Here is a 15,895-nt window from a genome sequence, read left to right as displayed (position 1 = left end):
GCAATTCTGCAAAGATAACGTTGCTTGAAATTACATATATAACTACAGAGATACGCCCATTTTCCAGGCACAGGAGGAACTGTGACCTTCCGAGCCAGGGATGGCGAGGCAGAGCTTACAGGGACGTACTCGCAGCGAGTCACAGGATCGCCTGTGCGAAAAGTGCACCGCAGGTGATTGGCTACACCGTGGCCGGAAGCGCGGCCAGTACTAACTTAGGAACTTTTAGCTGGAAGCTATGATAGCCGCTGTGCCAGCGGCTTAAAGTCGTGTCGCTTTGGGTTTCAAACCCAGTCAATTCTGTTGCGAAAACAATCAAAATCAGGGTTTTGTTGCCTTTGTCAAAACTTGACCTTTGGCTAATTGTTTTCACATTCAATGCTGGCTATTGTATAACCGATTCAAATGCTTATTTTTAGCGCTTCCTTAAGCTTAAGGTCGAAAGCAGCAACACTTTTCCGTTTTCAACGGAATGCTGGGACGAACAGAGTTTGCACCTGGGCGGTAGCCATGGCTTTACTCGACGTTTTTAGTTGGGCCTGGGTTGTAGGGCCCTTGGTTTTAAGGCCCTTATTTGCAGGGCTTGAAGCGCTTATGGTAAGTGCCTAAGAACTGATTTTCTATACAGTATTATTGACGTTTTAGGAAAAATGCCGGAAATTTGCAGCTAAGTTTGCGCGTTATTTCTGTAACATTTTAGAAAATAACATTAAATTCATAAAGTTAAAAAATACAGCTGGTAGATAATAGGTTTGGAAACCGCGCCTGCGCGTTTACACTCCTCCGAGGACTAAAACGCGCATACGTACTATACAGCTGTTATGTGTCAGCTTTACCAGCTATAAGGAAGTTTAATGAGCGCTAAAAAAATATTACTTTTATCTTTTGGTAATCCAGGAGAGCCTGATCCTCAGATAAATAATCAAACATTTACTGAAATAGTTAAAGGTCGGGTTTCACTAAGTACACATACTATTAATAAGATTCCTGAAATAGGGAAGCTATTTATGGTATCTGGTAGTGCGTATAGTGATTTAGTTTTCAAATGTATCAGATTTGATGGGAAAGAAATTAAATCTAAAGTAGAAGGTCATGAATATTTGATTTTTGGTGCATTTGTTAGACGACTTGCTTACATTGAAGATGAGGCATTAAAACGGGAACTTATCTCATATCGCACATAACAAGCAGCGGCACAATCGCCCGCAAACTACGCGGGCTGGACTCGCTACACTACGTTCCGCTCGCCTGTGCGCTGTGCGTTATAAGCCATTTGCCCAACGCGCTATAACTAGAGGGATACTATGAGGCTTTTAAAGAAGGCATTTCTCCGAGATATAGGGAAAGAGCTTATTGAAGAAAATGTCGCTATATTTGCTGGTGCAGGCATGTCTGCTGGTGCGGGATTTGTTAATTGGTCAGAGCTTCTTCGGCCAATCGCTGAAGAGCTTGGATTAGATGTCGATCGTGAAACTGACTTAGTTGCGCTCGCCCAATTCCACTGCAACGACAATGCAAACAATCGTAGTCAGCTTAATCAGCGCCTTATAGAGGAATTTTCTCGGGATGCATTGGAAACAGAGAATCACCGCATCTTATGCCGTTTGCCAATCCGAACCTACTGGACAACCAACTACGATAAAATAATTGAATCGGCACTCGATAAGTGCGGAAAAATTGCCGACGTTAAATACACAAAAGAGCACTTGTCCACAACAAAGCCAAGGCGTGATGCAGTTTTATATAAAATGCATGGAGATGTAGAACATCCTAATGATGCTGTTTTAACTAAGGATGATTATGAAAAATATCATGTAAAAATGGATCAATATATAGCAAATTTAAAAGGCGACTTGATTTCAAAAACATTTGTATTTATTGGATTTAGTTTCACAGACCCTAATCTAGATTACATATTAAGTCGAGTTCGCGTGGCTTATGAAGGAAGCCAGAGGAGACATTACTGCTTTATAAGGCGTGTAAAAAAGGACGAAAACGAAGATGCTTCAGAGTTTGAGTATAGAGAAAAAAAGCAAGGTTTTTTTGTAAAAGATCTATCGCGATTCAATATTAAAACAATACTTGTTGATGATTTCGAAGAAATCACGGAGTTACTGTCGCAATTAGAGGTAAACTATAAGTCCAATACAATATTTATTTCTGGCGCGGCTCACGAGTACGACCCGTTGGACGAGAGAGAGGCATTAGGCTTTGTTTACAAACTTAGCAGAGCACTCGTGTCTAAGGGAGCACGTATTGTTTCAGGCTTTGGCCTTGGAATTGGAAGCTCAGTAATTTCAGGAGCTCTAGAGGAGACTTATAGCAAGCCTAAAGCTAAGATTGATGACTCACTTATATTGCGACCATTTCCTCAGTCAACCGAAGGTACCATTCCTTTATCAACTCTCTGGACTAGGTATCGTGAAGATATGATTGATCGAGCAGGAGTTGCGCTGTTCCTGTTCGGAAATAAGCTTTCTGAGAATAATATTATTCTTTCAAATGGGATGCTTGAAGAATACAGAATAGCTAAAAACAAGGGGCTTTTTTTGGTTCCGGTGGGGGCTACCGGTTATATGGCAGAGGAGCTTTGGAACGAAATAATTTCGGATATCCAAGGTGATTCGAGTGTCTCTCATAAATTAAAAGATCTTTTCGCAAAGCTTGGTGAAAAATCAACTACCACAGAAGAGTTGATAGAAACTGTGGTGAATATTTTAGATGAAGTAAATGGTAAATAATAGCTGTAATAATACAACCAATACCGAGGAGGTATCAGACCATGGCGAGGAAATGCTTCTACAGCTTTCACTACGAGCCCGATAACTGGCGAGTTTCAACCGTCAGAAATATAGGGGCTATTGAAGGAAACAAAGCAGCAACTGACAATGACTGGGAAACTGTCACAAAAGGCGGTGACAAAAAAATAAAAGAATGGATTGCAGACCAAATGAAAGGAAGGACCTGCACCATCATACTGGCAGGTTCAAAGACAGCAAATCGAAAGTGGATAAATCATGAAATAGTGAAGTCGTGGGATGATGGGAAAGGTGTACTAGTCATTTATATTCATAACTTGAAAGACAAAGATGGGAATCAATCTTCAAAGGGGGCAAACCCTTTATATTACGTCACTCATGGGCCAACCCAAAAGCGGTTATCTTCTATTGCCAAGGCGTATGATCCACCTAGAACCACAAGCAAAGGTGTCTATAGCTATATAGAAGAAAATATAGAAGGTTGGATTGAAGAAGCTATACAAATCCGAAAGGATAATTAAATATCTTATAACAAAGCGCTACTGGGGAAAAACCTACGCTACGCTTCGATTTTCCCCAGAGCGCGGCGTTATTTTTCAAGGAAGATATTATGAGAATTTGGCACATGGTAAAAAATGGACACCCAGCATTAATGGCGCGGAAGTTAGCCTCCGACTATGCTTTGTTTAAGCATTTAACAAGGAGGTTATTATGCCGCGCCCTCGCCGAACTCAAATTAGCCTTGAAGATACGCCTTACTACCACTGTTGCAGCCGCGTGGTGAGACGTGCCTTTCTATGTGGTGATGATGCCTACTCGGGCAACAATTATGACCACCGCCGTGGTTGGGTGGAATCGTTATTGTTTGAATTAAAAGCCGTTTTTACCATTGATGTGGCCGCATTCTCCATCATGAGTAATCATCTGCATCTGGTGTTGCATATTGATATAGAGACAGCAAACCGATGGACAGACAGAGAAGTGCTTTGTAGTGCTCAAATCCCCTACCGGTGCTTGAACGCAGACCGAAAGAAGATTAAGTTATTGTTTTACAGTGGGTGGCTTGATTTTTCCTGAAAATTACAAAATAGATTATAGATTAAAGAACGAATATGGATATTTTAATAGAAACACCTCGTCTCTTAATGAGAGAGTTTTGCTTAGATGATGTAGATGCTGTCTTTGAATTTTCCACTAATCCAGATGTTATGCGTTATACGGGTGATGTGGGTACCGTTAATACCAAAAAAGATGCAGAGAATTTAATTGTTAATTGCTGGCAAGCAGAATATAAGAAGTATGGTTACTCTCGGTATGCATTGATTCATAAAGAAGATGATAAAGTCATAGGGTTCTGCGGAGTTAAGTACGAACCCGATTTGAACTGTCCAGACATAGGCTATCGGATGCTACCTGAATACTGGGGGAATGGATTAGCCACAGAAGCTGTAAAAGCCACTTTAGAGTATGCAAAAAATACGCTTGGGCTTACTAAAGTAATTGGTGAGGTCTTAGTTGAGCATCCTGCGTCAGGTAATGTTTTACTTAAATCTGGTCTACGTAAAGTTGACACTTATGAAAAAGATGGGTTTATATTGAATAGATATGAATAAAAACTTAAGTTTACAAGTAATAGTAAAGAAAGATAACAAGCTGCTGAATTCGATAAACTAATTGGCGGAGCGTTATTTTTCAAGGAAGATATTATGAGAATTTGGCATGTCGCTTTTTTAAGGTTCATCGCAGATTAGCGTGGACTGGAAATGAAAACGGTTGGAGAGTTATTGTTTAGTCGCCAAACAAAAACAATGACCAACCCCAACCGTTCTCAATGTCGAATATTACCTTTCCCATTGCGCTCTGGGAAGGCTTTGAAGCCGTCCATACCGAGCAAAATCAACAAACCCTCATCATCCACCTAAAGCCGATTGATAACGGCCACTGTGCTTGCGGCAAACCGGCTAAGGCTGTTCACGACGCTTCACTTCGCAGCGTATCGGAACGAACTATACTGGCGTTTCAGGTTCAGTTACGGCTACCCGTCCGCCGTATTCTTTGCCCTGATTGCGGTATCGTTCGGGAGCATATCAGCTGGTTAAAGCCCTATGCTCGCCAGACCACACTGCTCATTGAGCATGTCGAGGCGCTACTCAAGCTCTTGCCGATTAAACATATCTCGCAACTCCTTGGCCTGCACTGGCATACCATCAAGACTATCGACAAACGTCGGCTGGCAAGGGAGGTCACAGAGCCTGATTGGAGTCGTGTCAAACGCCTGGTCATGGACGAGTTTGCCCTGTTCAAAGGCCATCGTTACGCCACCGTGGTGGCCGATGCGGATACTCATCAAGTCCTTTGGATAGGTGAAGGCCGCAGTAGAGAAGCTATCCGGCCGTTTTTCGTTAAGTTGGGGCAGTACTGCCAACAGATTGAAGCCGTTGCTATGGATATGAATACTGCCTTTGACCTGGAGGTACAGAAGCACTGTCCCCAAGCCAAAGTGGTCTACGACTTGTTTCATGTTGTTGCCAAGTATGGCCGTGAAGTCATCGACCGAGTCAGGGTTGACCAGGCTAATCAACTCAAGCATGACAAACCGGCCCGCAAACGGGTAAAACGGGAGCGCTGGGTCTTACTCAAAAACAGAGATAATTTGACAGACAAACAGGCGGGGTATCTCAACGAGCTGTTGGAGTCGAACAAAAGCTTAATGACGGTTTACCTGCTCAGGGAGCAACTCAAGGAGATGTGGTACTGCACAGATGAAGCCGAAGCCACGGCTCAATGGAACCTCTGGTGGCAACAAGTCAGAGAGAGCGGTATCAGGCCACTACTCCAATTTGGCCAGCGTCTTAAAAACTATCTTCATGGCATAGTTGCTTCAGCGGTTCATCCGTTGCACACCTGCCGACTAGAGGGGATGAACAACAAAATCAAACTGCTGAAGCGAATGGGCTATGGCTACCGGGATACCGAATACTTCTTTCTGAAAGTCAGACAGGCGTTCCCCGGAGATCCGCGATGAACCTTTTTTAAGCCTCCTGTTACCAGGTTGCTCTTCGACGAATAAAACTATCTATCAACCTGTTTGTTTTCAATCCGTAGAACAAGCCATAAACATTGGTGAATCTCTTATATCCGCGGGATATTTTGAAAAAGTAAGTTACTGGGTTAACGGAGACCCCAGCATACCTGTTCGTGGGTTGGGTTTGGAATGGGATGGATTCGAACATTCAAAGTATTGTCCCAGCGGAGGATATCCTGTCCTCATCTCTTACCTGGATAAGGATGAACTTGGGAATTCTGAAATAGTAATTAAATGGGCTCAAATAGTTTTTAAAAATATGCTTAAGGAACGAGGTATTGAAACATAACAAGTGACTGTGGCATTCCGTCAATAAGTATTTCGCTAATTGTGATAGCTTTCGCCCATCGGGTTCGATTTTTCATCATGGTATTGAACGTAACCAACAACTCTCGCATACAGGATATCAACGCTACTTTGGGAAGCGATTATTTCCTGAGGGGGCGTCTCTCTGCAATGTTATTTGTGCCAACGGCTTTCGGCGACACCGGGGGGGAATTGGTGCAACTCTGTTAGTCCTAAATAGCTTGAAATATTTGAGAGATCTGCAGACATACACCTATTTTTCAGGCACAGGCGGAACTGTGACCTTCCGAGCCAGGGATGGCGAGGCAGAGCTTACAGGGACGTACTCGCAGCGTGTCACAGGATCGCCTGTGCGAAAGGCGCACCGCAGGTGATTGGCCACAACTTAGCTAGCCGCTAGGATCAAGTTCATTGGTGAGTTTTGGCTTGAAGCAATGCTAGCCGCTGTGCCAGCGGCATAAAGTCGTGGAGCAAATGCATTCATGCACAACGGCCAGCTCCCCGTCCCAGGCTCGCACTCGAAAGCATGTTGCTATGCAATTCTCGCCATGTCACAGGATCGCCTGTGCATAAGTCTGCGGCAGGCAGAAACATCCATTGCCGGAAACTTGGTCAGTACTTATTGGCAGTATCAAGGGTGGCATTGATGCCATTTTGTAAGATTAGCCTTGTTGGAAATCGGTAAGGATGGGGAATGAATGTACTATTCCCAATCTCAACTTCTGGGTAAAAACAGAGTGAAGCGGGCGCCGCCCAGGGGAGATTGATCTATTTGCCACTGGCCTTGGTAGCTCTGCAGCAGATCTTTGACTATCGCCAGTCCTATACCATGGCCTTGTTGGTAGTTATCGGCTCTGACACCGCGCTCGAACAGCTGGGTTTTCTGCTGCTCTGTAATGCCCGGGCCATCGTCTTCGATGCAGATGTTCAGGCCTTTTTCGCTAACCCAGGTTTTGAGGGCAACCTTGCTGTTTGCTGCCTTGCAGGCGTTATCCAATAGATTGCCGAGGAGTTCGGCCAGGTCGGCTTCATCGCCGTAAAACAGGGCATTTTTTGCCAGCTCAGCCTCAAACTCCAGCGCCTTGTCTGCATAAATTTTGCCAAGGGTTCGCAGCAGTTTGTCGGCCACGGTTCTGCTGTTCACCCCTTGGTGCCAAGCGCCGCTGCCGGCACTTTGGGCCCGTTTAAGCTGGTGGCCTATGCTGGCGTTGATTTGGCTGATGGGCTCTTGGGCATCGCTCGGCAAAGACTTAAGGCTCTGCAGTACCGCCAGCGGTGTTTTCAGACTATGGGCCAGATCCGACAAGGCGTTGCGATAACGTTGGCGTTGGCGCTGTTCGTTGCTTATCAGGGCATTGAGCTGGGTAGCAACCTGTTGCAGCTCCTTGGGATAGTCGCTGCCGAGATGTTGCCGTTTGCCTTGTTCTACCGCTTCGAGCTCGGCGCGAAAGCGCGCCAGTGGTTTGAGTGTCCACCAGAGCCAGCCACCTTGTACCAGTAACAGGAACAGCATCAATAGTCCCAGGTATTGCCAGAGCTGGCGACTGAAGGCGCCTTGGGTTTGCTCAAAGCCGGTATGATCTTTGATGATGTGTACGGTAAAGGGAATATCCCGGCCATTATCCGAGGCCGAGGCAAAGCTGGCGCTGAAGCTGTAACTGAAGTGAGGCTTGCCCAGGAGAAGCATTTCGCCAAAGCGGCCTTCTCCGAGTGGTGGGCTTGGAAGCTTGCCAGGAGGCGGCATACCGATAAAGGAAGGCGAATGCCATACCAGTTTGCCTTGGCTGCTGACCAGGGCGTAGAGCCCGGATTGATCTATGTTGAACTGTTTGTCTTGTAATTGATCCGGCAGAACCAGTTCGCCCTGTTCCACTTCTGCCAATGCCAATACTCCATAAAGGGCGGCGCTGAGTTCATCTTTTACTGCGTGGGTCAATTGGGCACGAAAGGCATCGCTCAGGGTCACGCCGATAAGCGGCAAGAGTACCAGATTCAACAGCAGGGCGCTGATCACCAGCCGGCCCTTGAGTGAACCGGGCAAAAGCCTTGCTGGCAAGGGCTTCATCAGGGGTTATCTCTAACAGGAAGCGCATTGAGGCGATAACCCTGACCACGCAGGGTTTCAATAAGCCCAAGCGTGCCCTCGGGATCCAGCTTCTTGCGCAAACGGCGAATAAATACCTCAATCACATTGGAGTCCAGATCAAAGTCCTGATCATAGATATGCTCGATAAGCAGACTCTTGGAAGTGACTTCTCCCTGATGCAGCATCAGATACTCGAGCAATTTGTATTCGGAGGCGCTGAGGCTGACGCTGTGTTTGCCGAGTCGTACTTCACCGCTGCTGGTATTCAGGGTGACAGGGCCACTTTGCAGCAAGGGGCTGGCCTTACCGGCGCTGCGGCGGATTAAAGCCTTGATCCTGGCGGTGAGTTCCATGGGGTGAAAGGGTTTGGTGAGGTAGTCATCAGCGCCGGCATCCAAGCCTTCCACCTTGTCCTGCCAGCCATCTCTGGCGGTGAGGATCAGCACAGGGTAATCCAGTCCCTTGGCTCGCATCTGTTCAATCAGTGCTATGCCGCTGAGTTTGGGCAGGCCGATATCGATAATGGCGGCATCATAGGGATATTCCGCCGCCAGAAACAGACCTTCTTCGCCGTCTGACGCCGTATCCAGATTGAAACCTGCCTCTTGCAGATGTTGTTTTAAGTTGGCTTGTAAGGCGGCATCATCTTCTACCAATAACAGTCGCATAAGCTATTTCCTGTCAGTTTGCCTGCAGTCGGCCGCTGCGGGCATCCACAGAGACATAGACAATTCGGCCACTGTCCTGCAGCAGTTTGACCCGATAACCCGGGTTGCCGTTGACCTTCACAGACTGCACCCTGAGTACTTTACCGCCATAAGCCTGCTTCACCAGTCTGGCGGCTTCATCGCCGCTGCGGACTTTCAGCTTGGCCTCCTGGCCCTGAGTCGTTCGTTCCGGCTTGGCAAAGGGGCCGGCATGCAGGGGCTGAGCGAAAGCCAGCGACAGCAATAGCATGCTTGCCGCGATAATTCCGCTTGAGTGATAAGCTTGATGCTTGATTTTACTGCCCCTTTTCATGGTTTTGCCCTTTTGGAAACGCTTGGCCCAGTGTAAAAGATCCCCGCGGTGGATGAAATAGCCAGCCGGGTCTTCACTCTCTATCTGTCCTTCCCCCTGGTTTTCGCTCAGGCCCGGTCAGTTGTACTCCTTCCAAGATGAACATCGGCTGACAGAAAACGTTCATCTCATGTTCACCCAGGCTGACTTTTAATAATGCTAAGGAAGGTGCGAATAAGTCCTCGTGGGCACTCTGGCTTGCACAGCAATTGGCGTTCAAGGCATCTGACTGAAGGCATGCCGGGGCCTGTCGAAGTCGGATAACGCAGAGAGCCGGTTGCTGTGAAAGCCCCGAAGGGCGTGGCTTACAGACCTGCCTGCTATGTTGTGCTTCTTGCAAAGGACTAGGGCCATTTGCTGCGAACCACGCCTTGCATCCAGGCCTGTAAGCCGACGCAGAGCACACATGGGACTTGTTCGCACCTTCCCTAAACCCGGATAAGCGCGAGATGCGCCCTGTGGAGAAGTACTATGAAATTATTATCTTACACTGTATTTAGCCTGTCGCTGTTTTTGGCCCTGTTTTGGGGTGCGCCTGTAGCCTATGCCAAGGAGCCTGTCGGTGGACAAGTCTCCATCGGCCAAAAAGCGCAGCAACCAAGCGATGAACAGGATAGCTCAGGCGCCGAGCTAAGGGCGGCACAACACAGGCAGTTGCTCAAGCAACTGCAGCAGGAGTGGCAATCTGCCGAAGCTCAAGTTTCCGGTGAGCGCATGACCCGCGAGCAGATGATTGCCAAGAAACAGAAACTGCCCGAGAGCCAAGCCGCGCCGCAGCGGATGGTTTCCATGGCGGCCCACAGCTATTACCATGAGTTCAGCTTTTATGAGGCGGCCTGCTACCTTTATGACGATTATGACTCTGATGGCTTTTATCGCAGCTTTGCGGTGCGCTTTGATGCCGATGTTTACGGCAATGATCCGGCCGAGTCTGTGCCCGTTTATGCCGAGCTTTATCTAAGCCGCAACGGCGGTGACTGGGAGCATTACTACAGCACTGAGGTGTTCTACATTCAGGGAGACAGTACCCAGGATGACTTTGAAGTGCTCACCACGTTAGAGAGCGGCTACCCCAGCGATCACTATGATGTGCTGATCGACCTCTATGAACCCGGTTACAGTGACATAGTGGCGACCATAAGTTCTTATGAAAGCAATAGCCTCTATGCCTTGCCGCTGGAGAGTCGTGAATGGGACAGAGATGATGGCGCGACCGTGATAGTCGATGCCGGCGGCAGCCTGTCAGTGCTGGCGCTCGCGAGTCTGGTACTGCTTGGCGGCTTGCGTTACAGACGCGGCCAAGTTGCCGCCTGAAATCACGAAATTTAACTACACAGGCCGGGGTCTCTCCGGCCTGTTTCTTTCCGGGTTCCCAATGGGGGCCGGAATGGGTCAACAAGGTTTACGCTTGTTGGCCTTTTATTTGGAGGCTTGCAGGATCACAAACTTACCATTGGAGGCCATGGTCTTGCAGTTGCCGAACAGGCGCTTTAGCTTGATGTGGTAGCCTAGGTGACGGTTGCCGACCACATGCAGTATGCCGCCGTTCACCAGACGCCGTCTGGCATCGAGGAACATCTGCCAGGCAATATGATCTGTGATGGCCTCTCCCTGATGAAATGGCGGGTTACAGAGCACCAGATCCGGTGCGACCCCGGCGCTCAAATGACTCAGACAGTCGTCCCAATAGAAGTGGCCGCGTTCGGCTTCAAAGCCATTGCCCTGCCAGTTGAGCCGGGCACTTTCCACGGCCATCTCTGAGTCATCAACAAAGTGAATGCTCGCCTCGGGATAACGCTTGGCCGCCGCCAGCCCCAAAATGCCATTGCCGCAGCCCAGGTCCACCACAGAGCTAAACTCACCTTCGGGGAGGTTGGCCAACATCAAACGGGCGCCGATATCCAGTTTGCCGGCGGCAAATACATTGCTGAGATTACAGATATTGAGGCCGAACTCGCCAAGGGGCCACTCGCTGGGGGCCGGCAATTCGCGTGTCTGGCCATCGGCGAAGGCGGTAATCACCCGGGTCTTTTTCCATGCCAGACTGGCGCTGGCCTGGCCCAGATGTTTGCCAATCAGGGCCAACAAGGCTTGATTGATGGATTTGGCCTTGGCGCCAATCAATACCCGGGTACCGGCGGGAAGCATATTGGCCAGCAGGGTCAGCTGCCAGGCAAAAAAGTTGAGGTTCTTGGGCAGCTTCAGCAATATGGTATCGGGTACACAAGCAGGCATTTCCCGACTGTTTAGCCAGTGAATGTCGGCATCGCTGAGATGGTTTTTCTCAAGATTTTGTCGAGCACCAAGGTGGGAAGTGCGGGCATCCGAGCTCCAGTGAACCTTTGCATCGGGATAACGTCGGCGAATGGCGCACAGCAGGGCACCAAAGCTGTCGTTGATAATAAGCACAGATTGAGGCACCTCTTCCTCGGCGAGCTGTTTGAGCAGGTGTTCATCGGCGGCATCCCAGGCCTGGAGGTTGGATTCCTGCTCTTCGGGATAGCGGTGCAGAGTAAGCTGAATATCAGCGGCTGAGAACAGGCTGGTCATATAACTGGGCTTAAAGGACGAATTTGCGCGGATTATCGCAAATACTGGCGCTCAAGGCGATATTTGCGAAAATCTGCCTTGGTCATTATGTAATAAAGAAGGCTTAAGCCGGGCAATAAGCCACAGAGAAACAATGCCATGAAGTTCAAAGATGAGTTCAAATATGAGTTCAAAAGAGATACAGCAGTCGCTGTTTGCGCTTGAGCCTGGGTCATCTGCTGAGTCGGCAACAGGCGTGCAGCGGTTTGAGCAACCGCCTATGTTGCTGTTGCGCGGTTATCTCAATCCAGCACAGCAGGAGGCCATTTGGCGCGAGGCGGAGCATTATCCTCTGACTCGCCCCGAGCTTGAGATATTCGGGAAGCGTCACGCCATTCCCCGTACTCAGGTGTGGTTTGGCGATCACGGCTGTGATTATCGCTACTCAGGGTTATTGGTCAGGGCGCTTCCCTGGCCCAAATATCTGTTACGGCTAAGGCAAAAGCTGGATCGGGACTGGCAGCTTGGCAGCAACGGCGTGCTGGTAAACCGTTATGCCGATGGCCGCGACGCCATGGGCTGGCACAGCGACGATGAACCTGAGCTGGCAGAGGGGGCCGATATCGCTTCAATCAGTCTGGGCGCCGGGCGCGATTTTGATTTGAGACACAAGCAAAGCGGCGAAAAGCTGCGGCTCAGGCTTAACTCGGGCGATCTCTTGTTGATGCGCTGGCCGATGCAGCAGGAGTGGCAACATGCTTTGCCAAGAAGGCTGAAACTCACAGAGCCCAGGCTCAATCTCACCTATCGGCGGCTCAAACCGGGTTTTCATCCTCCTGGTGGTTGAAAATTGTCGGATTGATCTTTGTTCGCCGACGCAGTAACCTGCCGCCAATCCCAACAGCTTATATCAGGTTTTACCATGTCCGTTGCCCAGACCATAGAGCAGAAGTTGCGCCTTGCCCTGACGCCGAGTCATATAGAAGTCATCAACGAGAGCCACAATCACCATGTGCCGCCTAATTCAGAGACGCACTTCAAGGTGATCATTGTCAGTGAAGCCTTTAATGGCAAGCGTCTGCTGGCTCGCCATAGAGAAGTGAACCAGGCATTGGCGGAAGAACTGGCCAATGGCGTGCACGCTCTGTCCATGCATACTTATACTCAGGCCGAATGGGATGCTCAAAGCGCCGTGCCTGAGTCGCCCAAGTGCCGTGGTTAAAAGTCCTGGCTTGATAAACCGCCTCCAGGGGCTGCATTTGTGTTTTGGCGCTGTAATAATAGCGCTTTGAGACGCGAAACCATTTAACAGTGCAAGCCAGCTTGCCATCCAAGGGAGAATACCCATGCCATTGTTAGACAGCTTTACCGTGGACCATACCAAGATGGAGGCACCGGCAGTGCGGGTGGCCAAGACCATGAGCACACCAAAGGGCGATACCATTACGGTATTTGACCTGCGTTTTTGCGCGCCCAACAAGGATATTCTCAGCGAGCGTGGCATTCATACTCTGGAACACCTGTTTGCCGGCTTTATGCGCGATCACCTCAATGGTGACGGAGTGGAGATCATAGATATTTCACCCATGGGTTGCCGCACCGGCTTTTATATGAGCCTTATCGGGACACCGGCAGAAGGCCGGGTTGCCGATGCCTGGTTGGCAGCCATGGAAGATGTGCTCAAGGTACAAGATCAAAAGGCTATTCCTGAGCTGAACGAATACCAGTGCGGTACCTATCAGATGCATTCTCTGGAGCAGGCGCAGGATATTGCCCGCAATATTATTGCCGCCGGTGTCAGCGTTAACCGCAACGACGATCTCAAGTTGAGTGAGGAACTGCTGAAGCAGCTCTAATCCCACCCGGCTTACCTCGCTCAATCAAGCGGCTTGATATTTACTCAAGTCGCTTTTTTTTTGTCCGCAAATCAGTTAGTTTACAAAAATATAACATCAAATATGCGGTAACTGCTGATAGGGGATTGGGATATGAGTCAGAGGCGAGGCTTGCTTAAGGTGAGTGCAGTGGCCGGTTTGGTGAGCTGGAGTTTGGCCGGGCCGTGGGCGCATGCTTCTGAGCCTTTGGCTGCTGACCATCCGGCTTTTGAGCCCGCAGCAATCAATGCCATGTACTATGACTCGGCCGAGCGGCAATTGACCGCCGGTGGCGAGCTTATCCCAACCCTGCCTGGCAGTTTCAGTATCCGCGGCGCCGGTGGCAGCGGCCATTCCGGAATGGCAATTATCGAAGACAGGGTCAATCTGGCGCCGGCACCTTATTCTGCGCCTTATCTGTGGCAACTGCCGGATCCCGATACCCTGGTTGCCAGTTCGGCCAATGCCGCCGGTAGCTTGCTCTATGGTGGTAGCGGCAGTTTTGGTGTTTTGGAAACGCAAAGCTTGGCGCTGCATGATACTCCGGGCAAGAGTGTGCGGCTTCAGGGCAATGAAGATAAAGGTTGGGGCGCAGATGGCCGCGGTTTGATTGATGCCGATGACTATAAGGTGTTGCTGCAGGCGAGCCACAGGCGCCAGCACCCCTGGCAGGAGCCGAGAAGCGCCGAGCAGGGGCAAGACGACAGCCAGACCAAGGTCCTTTTCAAGATAGCGGCCAACAGCTTGCCGGGTGCCCGCAGTCGGCAACATACTGAATTCAAGTATCAGTATTCACAGCAGCGGCAGTTTTTGCCGGGAATGGGGCTGACGGTTGCCGATTGGCAACTGAACCCTGAGTTGGTGTATGGCGCTGCCACGCAGGATAGACTCAAGAGCCGCAGTCACAGATATCAGTTGTCACACCGCGTTGAGCCTACTGTCGGCTCCCGGGTGTTTACCGAGCTTTACTACCATAGCCATCACAGCTCGCAGTTGCAGATGAGTTTTGCCGATGGCGCCTTTATTCAAGGTGACGTGCTTGAGCAATTGGCGGCCTTGGATGCCGCTGCTATCGGCGCGGTTTCATTGGTCGACTTTCGCCGTGATGATGACTTCGAGGCTATGGGGATCCAGAGTCAGGCCATTACTCACTATGGTCGCCACAAGGTGAGTTACAGTGCCCGCTGGCACAGAGACAAAGCTGAGCTGACACCCGGCCTGGGGAGTTGGCTGTGGCTGGATGGACGACTGAGTGATACCGCGCAGAGTCTGAGTGTCAGGATTGATGACAAGGCCAGTGTCTGGAGCTCGGCGGTGACGGCTGAGCTCAACTGGTCGGCCGTGACTCTGGAGCTCGGCGTCGGCTATGAAGATGTTAGCTTGGAGCGCAGTAGCGAAACAGTGCCGCTTTCAGCCGCGGATTTCTCCGAAAGTGAATGGTTACCCACGGCTAAGCTCAGTTGGCACGGGGAGGCACTGAGCCTGTTCATCAGTGCCGGCAGGGCCTGGGCGGCGGCGAGCCCCGGCAACCGGGGGCAACGCTCCCAACAAGCCTGGCAATATGAACTCGGTGGCCGCTTTGAGTCAGGTAGGCTGAAAATTGCACTGAGCCTGTACCAGCGAGACTTCGATAATCTGCATTTTGATTGCACGGCAAATAGCTTCTGCGACCCAGCGCTGCGCCTCAATCAATACAATCTTGGGGAAGTGGATGTCAAAGGTGCCGAACTGGCGCTCGACTACAGCCTGGACTCAGGTAGTGTCAATTGGCCCATGGGACTTAAGTACCATTACACCCAAGCCAAGGCGCAGCACTCGGGTTGCCTTATGCTGAGCGGACCTTGCCTGATGGCCGATAAACAGTTGCCCTGGTTGCCCGAGCATGCCTTGAGTCTTCATGTTGGGTTGGAGTGGGACGGCTTTAAGGCCAGGGCTCTGGGCATATATCGTTCAGAAGTGGCAAGCCTTATCCCTCAGGTGACGGCAAAGGACAGCATGCAACTGGATCTACTGCTGAGTTATGACTTCAACTCAAAACATCAGCTCTATTTTCGCGCCGAAGATCTGCTCGATGATGCGGGCCCGTTACGCGAAGATGACACCGGCTTGTTGGCAAGTGTTGGCAGACGTTTACAGCTGGGCTACCGGATGAAATTTTGAAGCAGAGCCTCCCCGGTAAGGCCGGGGAGGTGAAATA

Annotated in this window: 15 protein-coding genes and 1 pseudogene; 11 read left to right on the top strand and 5 right to left on the bottom strand. The window is 49.9% G+C overall.

What is annotated here, in order from left to right; all coding sequences use genetic code 11:
- Positions 1-181: 181 nt before the first annotated feature.
- Positions 182-373, bottom strand: a complete 192-nt coding sequence (locus E1N14_RS16295) for a hypothetical protein (protein WP_156030655.1) — start codon at positions 371-373, stop codon at positions 182-184.
- A gap of 481 nt (positions 374-854) precedes the next feature.
- Here E1N14_RS16295 and E1N14_RS16290 point away from each other — a divergent pair, with 481 nt between their 5' ends.
- The 6 genes and pseudogenes from E1N14_RS16290 (at position 855) to E1N14_RS16265 (ending at position 5,784) form a co-directional block, all read left to right on the top strand.
- Positions 855-1,184: a hypothetical protein gene (locus tag E1N14_RS16290; RefSeq protein ID WP_025011711.1), complete on the top strand. Its 330-nt coding sequence runs from the start codon at positions 855-857 to the stop codon at positions 1,182-1,184.
- Between the two features lie 120 nt (positions 1,185-1,304).
- Positions 1,305-2,741, top strand: a complete 1,437-nt coding sequence (locus E1N14_RS16285) for an SIR2 family protein (protein WP_025011712.1) — start codon at positions 1,305-1,307, stop codon at positions 2,739-2,741.
- 41 nt (positions 2,742-2,782) lie between these two features.
- Positions 2,783-3,280 (top strand): TIR domain-containing protein, encoded by a 498-nt coding sequence (locus tag E1N14_RS16280; RefSeq protein ID WP_025011713.1) that lies wholly within the window; start codon positions 2,783-2,785, stop codon positions 3,278-3,280.
- 190 nt (positions 3,281-3,470) lie between these two features.
- Positions 3,471-3,746, top strand: a pseudogene (locus E1N14_RS16275) (transposase); the annotation flags it as partial.
- Between the two features lie 125 nt (positions 3,747-3,871).
- On the top strand, positions 3,872-4,372 hold the full coding sequence (locus E1N14_RS16270) for a GNAT family N-acetyltransferase (protein ID WP_025011715.1): 501 nt from the start codon (positions 3,872-3,874) through the stop codon (positions 4,370-4,372).
- 218 nt (positions 4,373-4,590) lie between these two features.
- On the top strand, positions 4,591-5,784 hold the full coding sequence (locus E1N14_RS16265; protein WP_208155347.1) for an ISL3 family transposase: 1,194 nt from the start codon (positions 4,591-4,593) through the stop codon (positions 5,782-5,784).
- A gap of 1,081 nt (positions 5,785-6,865) precedes the next feature.
- Here the strand turns inward: E1N14_RS16265 and E1N14_RS16260 are convergent.
- From E1N14_RS16260 to E1N14_RS16250, 3 genes are read right to left on the bottom strand one after another with little or no spacing between them, the layout of a single operon-like run.
- Positions 6,866-8,215 carry an ATP-binding protein gene (locus tag E1N14_RS16260; protein ID WP_062794027.1) on the bottom strand — a complete coding sequence of 450 codons (1,350 nt, stop codon included), beginning with the start codon at positions 8,213-8,215 and terminating at the stop codon, positions 6,866-6,868.
- Positions 8,215-8,904, bottom strand: coding sequence for a response regulator transcription factor (locus E1N14_RS16255; protein WP_025011881.1), 690 nt, complete (start codon positions 8,902-8,904; stop codon positions 8,215-8,217). The genes E1N14_RS16260 and E1N14_RS16255 overlap by 1 nt, the downstream gene beginning before the upstream one ends.
- Before the next feature lie 13 nt (positions 8,905-8,917).
- Positions 8,918-9,256 carry a PepSY domain-containing protein gene (locus E1N14_RS16250; protein WP_025011880.1) on the bottom strand — a complete coding sequence of 113 codons (339 nt, stop codon included), beginning with the start codon at positions 9,254-9,256 and terminating at the stop codon, positions 8,918-8,920.
- Positions 9,257-9,766: 510 nt separating this feature from the next.
- Here E1N14_RS16250 and E1N14_RS16245 point away from each other — a divergent pair.
- Complete coding sequence (locus E1N14_RS16245; protein ID WP_025011879.1) at positions 9,767-10,609, top strand: choice-of-anchor H family protein; 843 nt, start codon at positions 9,767-9,769, stop codon at positions 10,607-10,609.
- 105 nt (positions 10,610-10,714) lie between these two features.
- Here the strand turns inward: E1N14_RS16245 and E1N14_RS16240 are convergent, their stop codons facing one another.
- The gene (locus E1N14_RS16240) at positions 10,715-11,845 is read right to left on the bottom strand and encodes a methyltransferase (RefSeq protein WP_025011878.1); all 1,131 of its coding nucleotides are present in this window, start codon (positions 11,843-11,845) and stop codon (positions 10,715-10,717) included.
- A 163-nt stretch (positions 11,846-12,008) separates the two neighbouring features.
- Between E1N14_RS16240 and E1N14_RS16235 the strand changes: the two genes are divergently transcribed.
- From E1N14_RS16235 to E1N14_RS16220, 4 genes are all read left to right on the top strand, one after another.
- A complete protein-coding gene (locus E1N14_RS16235) occupies positions 12,009-12,671 on the top strand; it encodes an alpha-ketoglutarate-dependent dioxygenase AlkB family protein (RefSeq protein WP_109248840.1) in 663 nt (220 codons plus the stop codon).
- A gap of 75 nt (positions 12,672-12,746) precedes the next feature.
- Complete coding sequence (locus tag E1N14_RS16230; protein ID WP_062793928.1) at positions 12,747-13,046, top strand: BolA family protein; 300 nt, start codon at positions 12,747-12,749, stop codon at positions 13,044-13,046.
- Positions 13,047-13,170: 124 nt separating this feature from the next.
- A complete protein-coding gene (gene luxS / locus E1N14_RS16225; RefSeq protein WP_025011876.1) occupies positions 13,171-13,680 on the top strand; it encodes an S-ribosylhomocysteine lyase in 510 nt (169 codons plus the stop codon).
- A gap of 132 nt (positions 13,681-13,812) precedes the next feature.
- Entirely contained in the window at positions 13,813-15,858 is a 2,046-nt protein-coding gene (locus E1N14_RS16220) for a TonB-dependent receptor domain-containing protein (RefSeq protein WP_037437519.1), read from the top strand.
- Positions 15,859-15,895 lie beyond the last annotated feature (37 nt).

Source organism: Shewanella algae (assembly GCF_009183365.2).
Taxonomy (GTDB): Bacteria; Pseudomonadota; Gammaproteobacteria; order Enterobacterales; family Shewanellaceae; genus Shewanella; species Shewanella algae.
This window is presented reverse-complemented; position numbering and strand designations above follow the sequence as displayed.

Excerpts from the sequence above, each read along its gene's own strand:
- E1N14_RS16290 (WP_025011711.1), top strand. The coding sequence starts at position 855 with ATGAGCGCTAAAAAAATATTACTTTTATCTTTTGGTAATCCAGGAGAG.
- E1N14_RS16285 (WP_025011712.1), top strand. The coding sequence starts at position 1,305 with ATGAGGCTTTTAAAGAAGGCATTTCTCCGAGATATAGGGAAAGAGCTT.
- E1N14_RS16280 (WP_025011713.1), top strand. The coding sequence starts at position 2,783 with ATGGCGAGGAAATGCTTCTACAGCTTTCACTACGAGCCCGATAACTGG.
- E1N14_RS16270 (WP_025011715.1), top strand. The coding sequence starts at position 3,872 with ATGGATATTTTAATAGAAACACCTCGTCTCTTAATGAGAGAGTTTTGC.
- E1N14_RS16265 (WP_208155347.1), top strand. The coding sequence starts at position 4,591 with ATGTCGAATATTACCTTTCCCATTGCGCTCTGGGAAGGCTTTGAAGCC.
- E1N14_RS16260 (WP_062794027.1), bottom strand. The coding sequence starts at position 8,215 with ATGAAGCCCTTGCCAGCAAGGCTTTTGCCCGGTTCACTCAAGGGCCGG.
- E1N14_RS16255 (WP_025011881.1), bottom strand. The coding sequence starts at position 8,904 with ATGCGACTGTTATTGGTAGAAGATGATGCCGCCTTACAAGCCAACTTA.
- E1N14_RS16250 (WP_025011880.1), bottom strand. The coding sequence starts at position 9,256 with ATGAAAAGGGGCAGTAAAATCAAGCATCAAGCTTATCACTCAAGCGGA.
- E1N14_RS16245 (WP_025011879.1), top strand. The coding sequence starts at position 9,767 with ATGAAATTATTATCTTACACTGTATTTAGCCTGTCGCTGTTTTTGGCC.
- E1N14_RS16240 (WP_025011878.1), bottom strand. The coding sequence starts at position 11,845 with ATGACCAGCCTGTTCTCAGCCGCTGATATTCAGCTTACTCTGCACCGC.
- E1N14_RS16235 (WP_109248840.1), top strand. The coding sequence starts at position 12,009 with ATGAGTTCAAAAGAGATACAGCAGTCGCTGTTTGCGCTTGAGCCTGGG.
- E1N14_RS16230 (WP_062793928.1), top strand. The coding sequence starts at position 12,747 with ATGTCCGTTGCCCAGACCATAGAGCAGAAGTTGCGCCTTGCCCTGACG.
- luxS (WP_025011876.1), top strand. The coding sequence starts at position 13,171 with ATGCCATTGTTAGACAGCTTTACCGTGGACCATACCAAGATGGAGGCA.
- E1N14_RS16220 (WP_037437519.1), top strand. The coding sequence starts at position 13,813 with ATGAGTCAGAGGCGAGGCTTGCTTAAGGTGAGTGCAGTGGCCGGTTTG.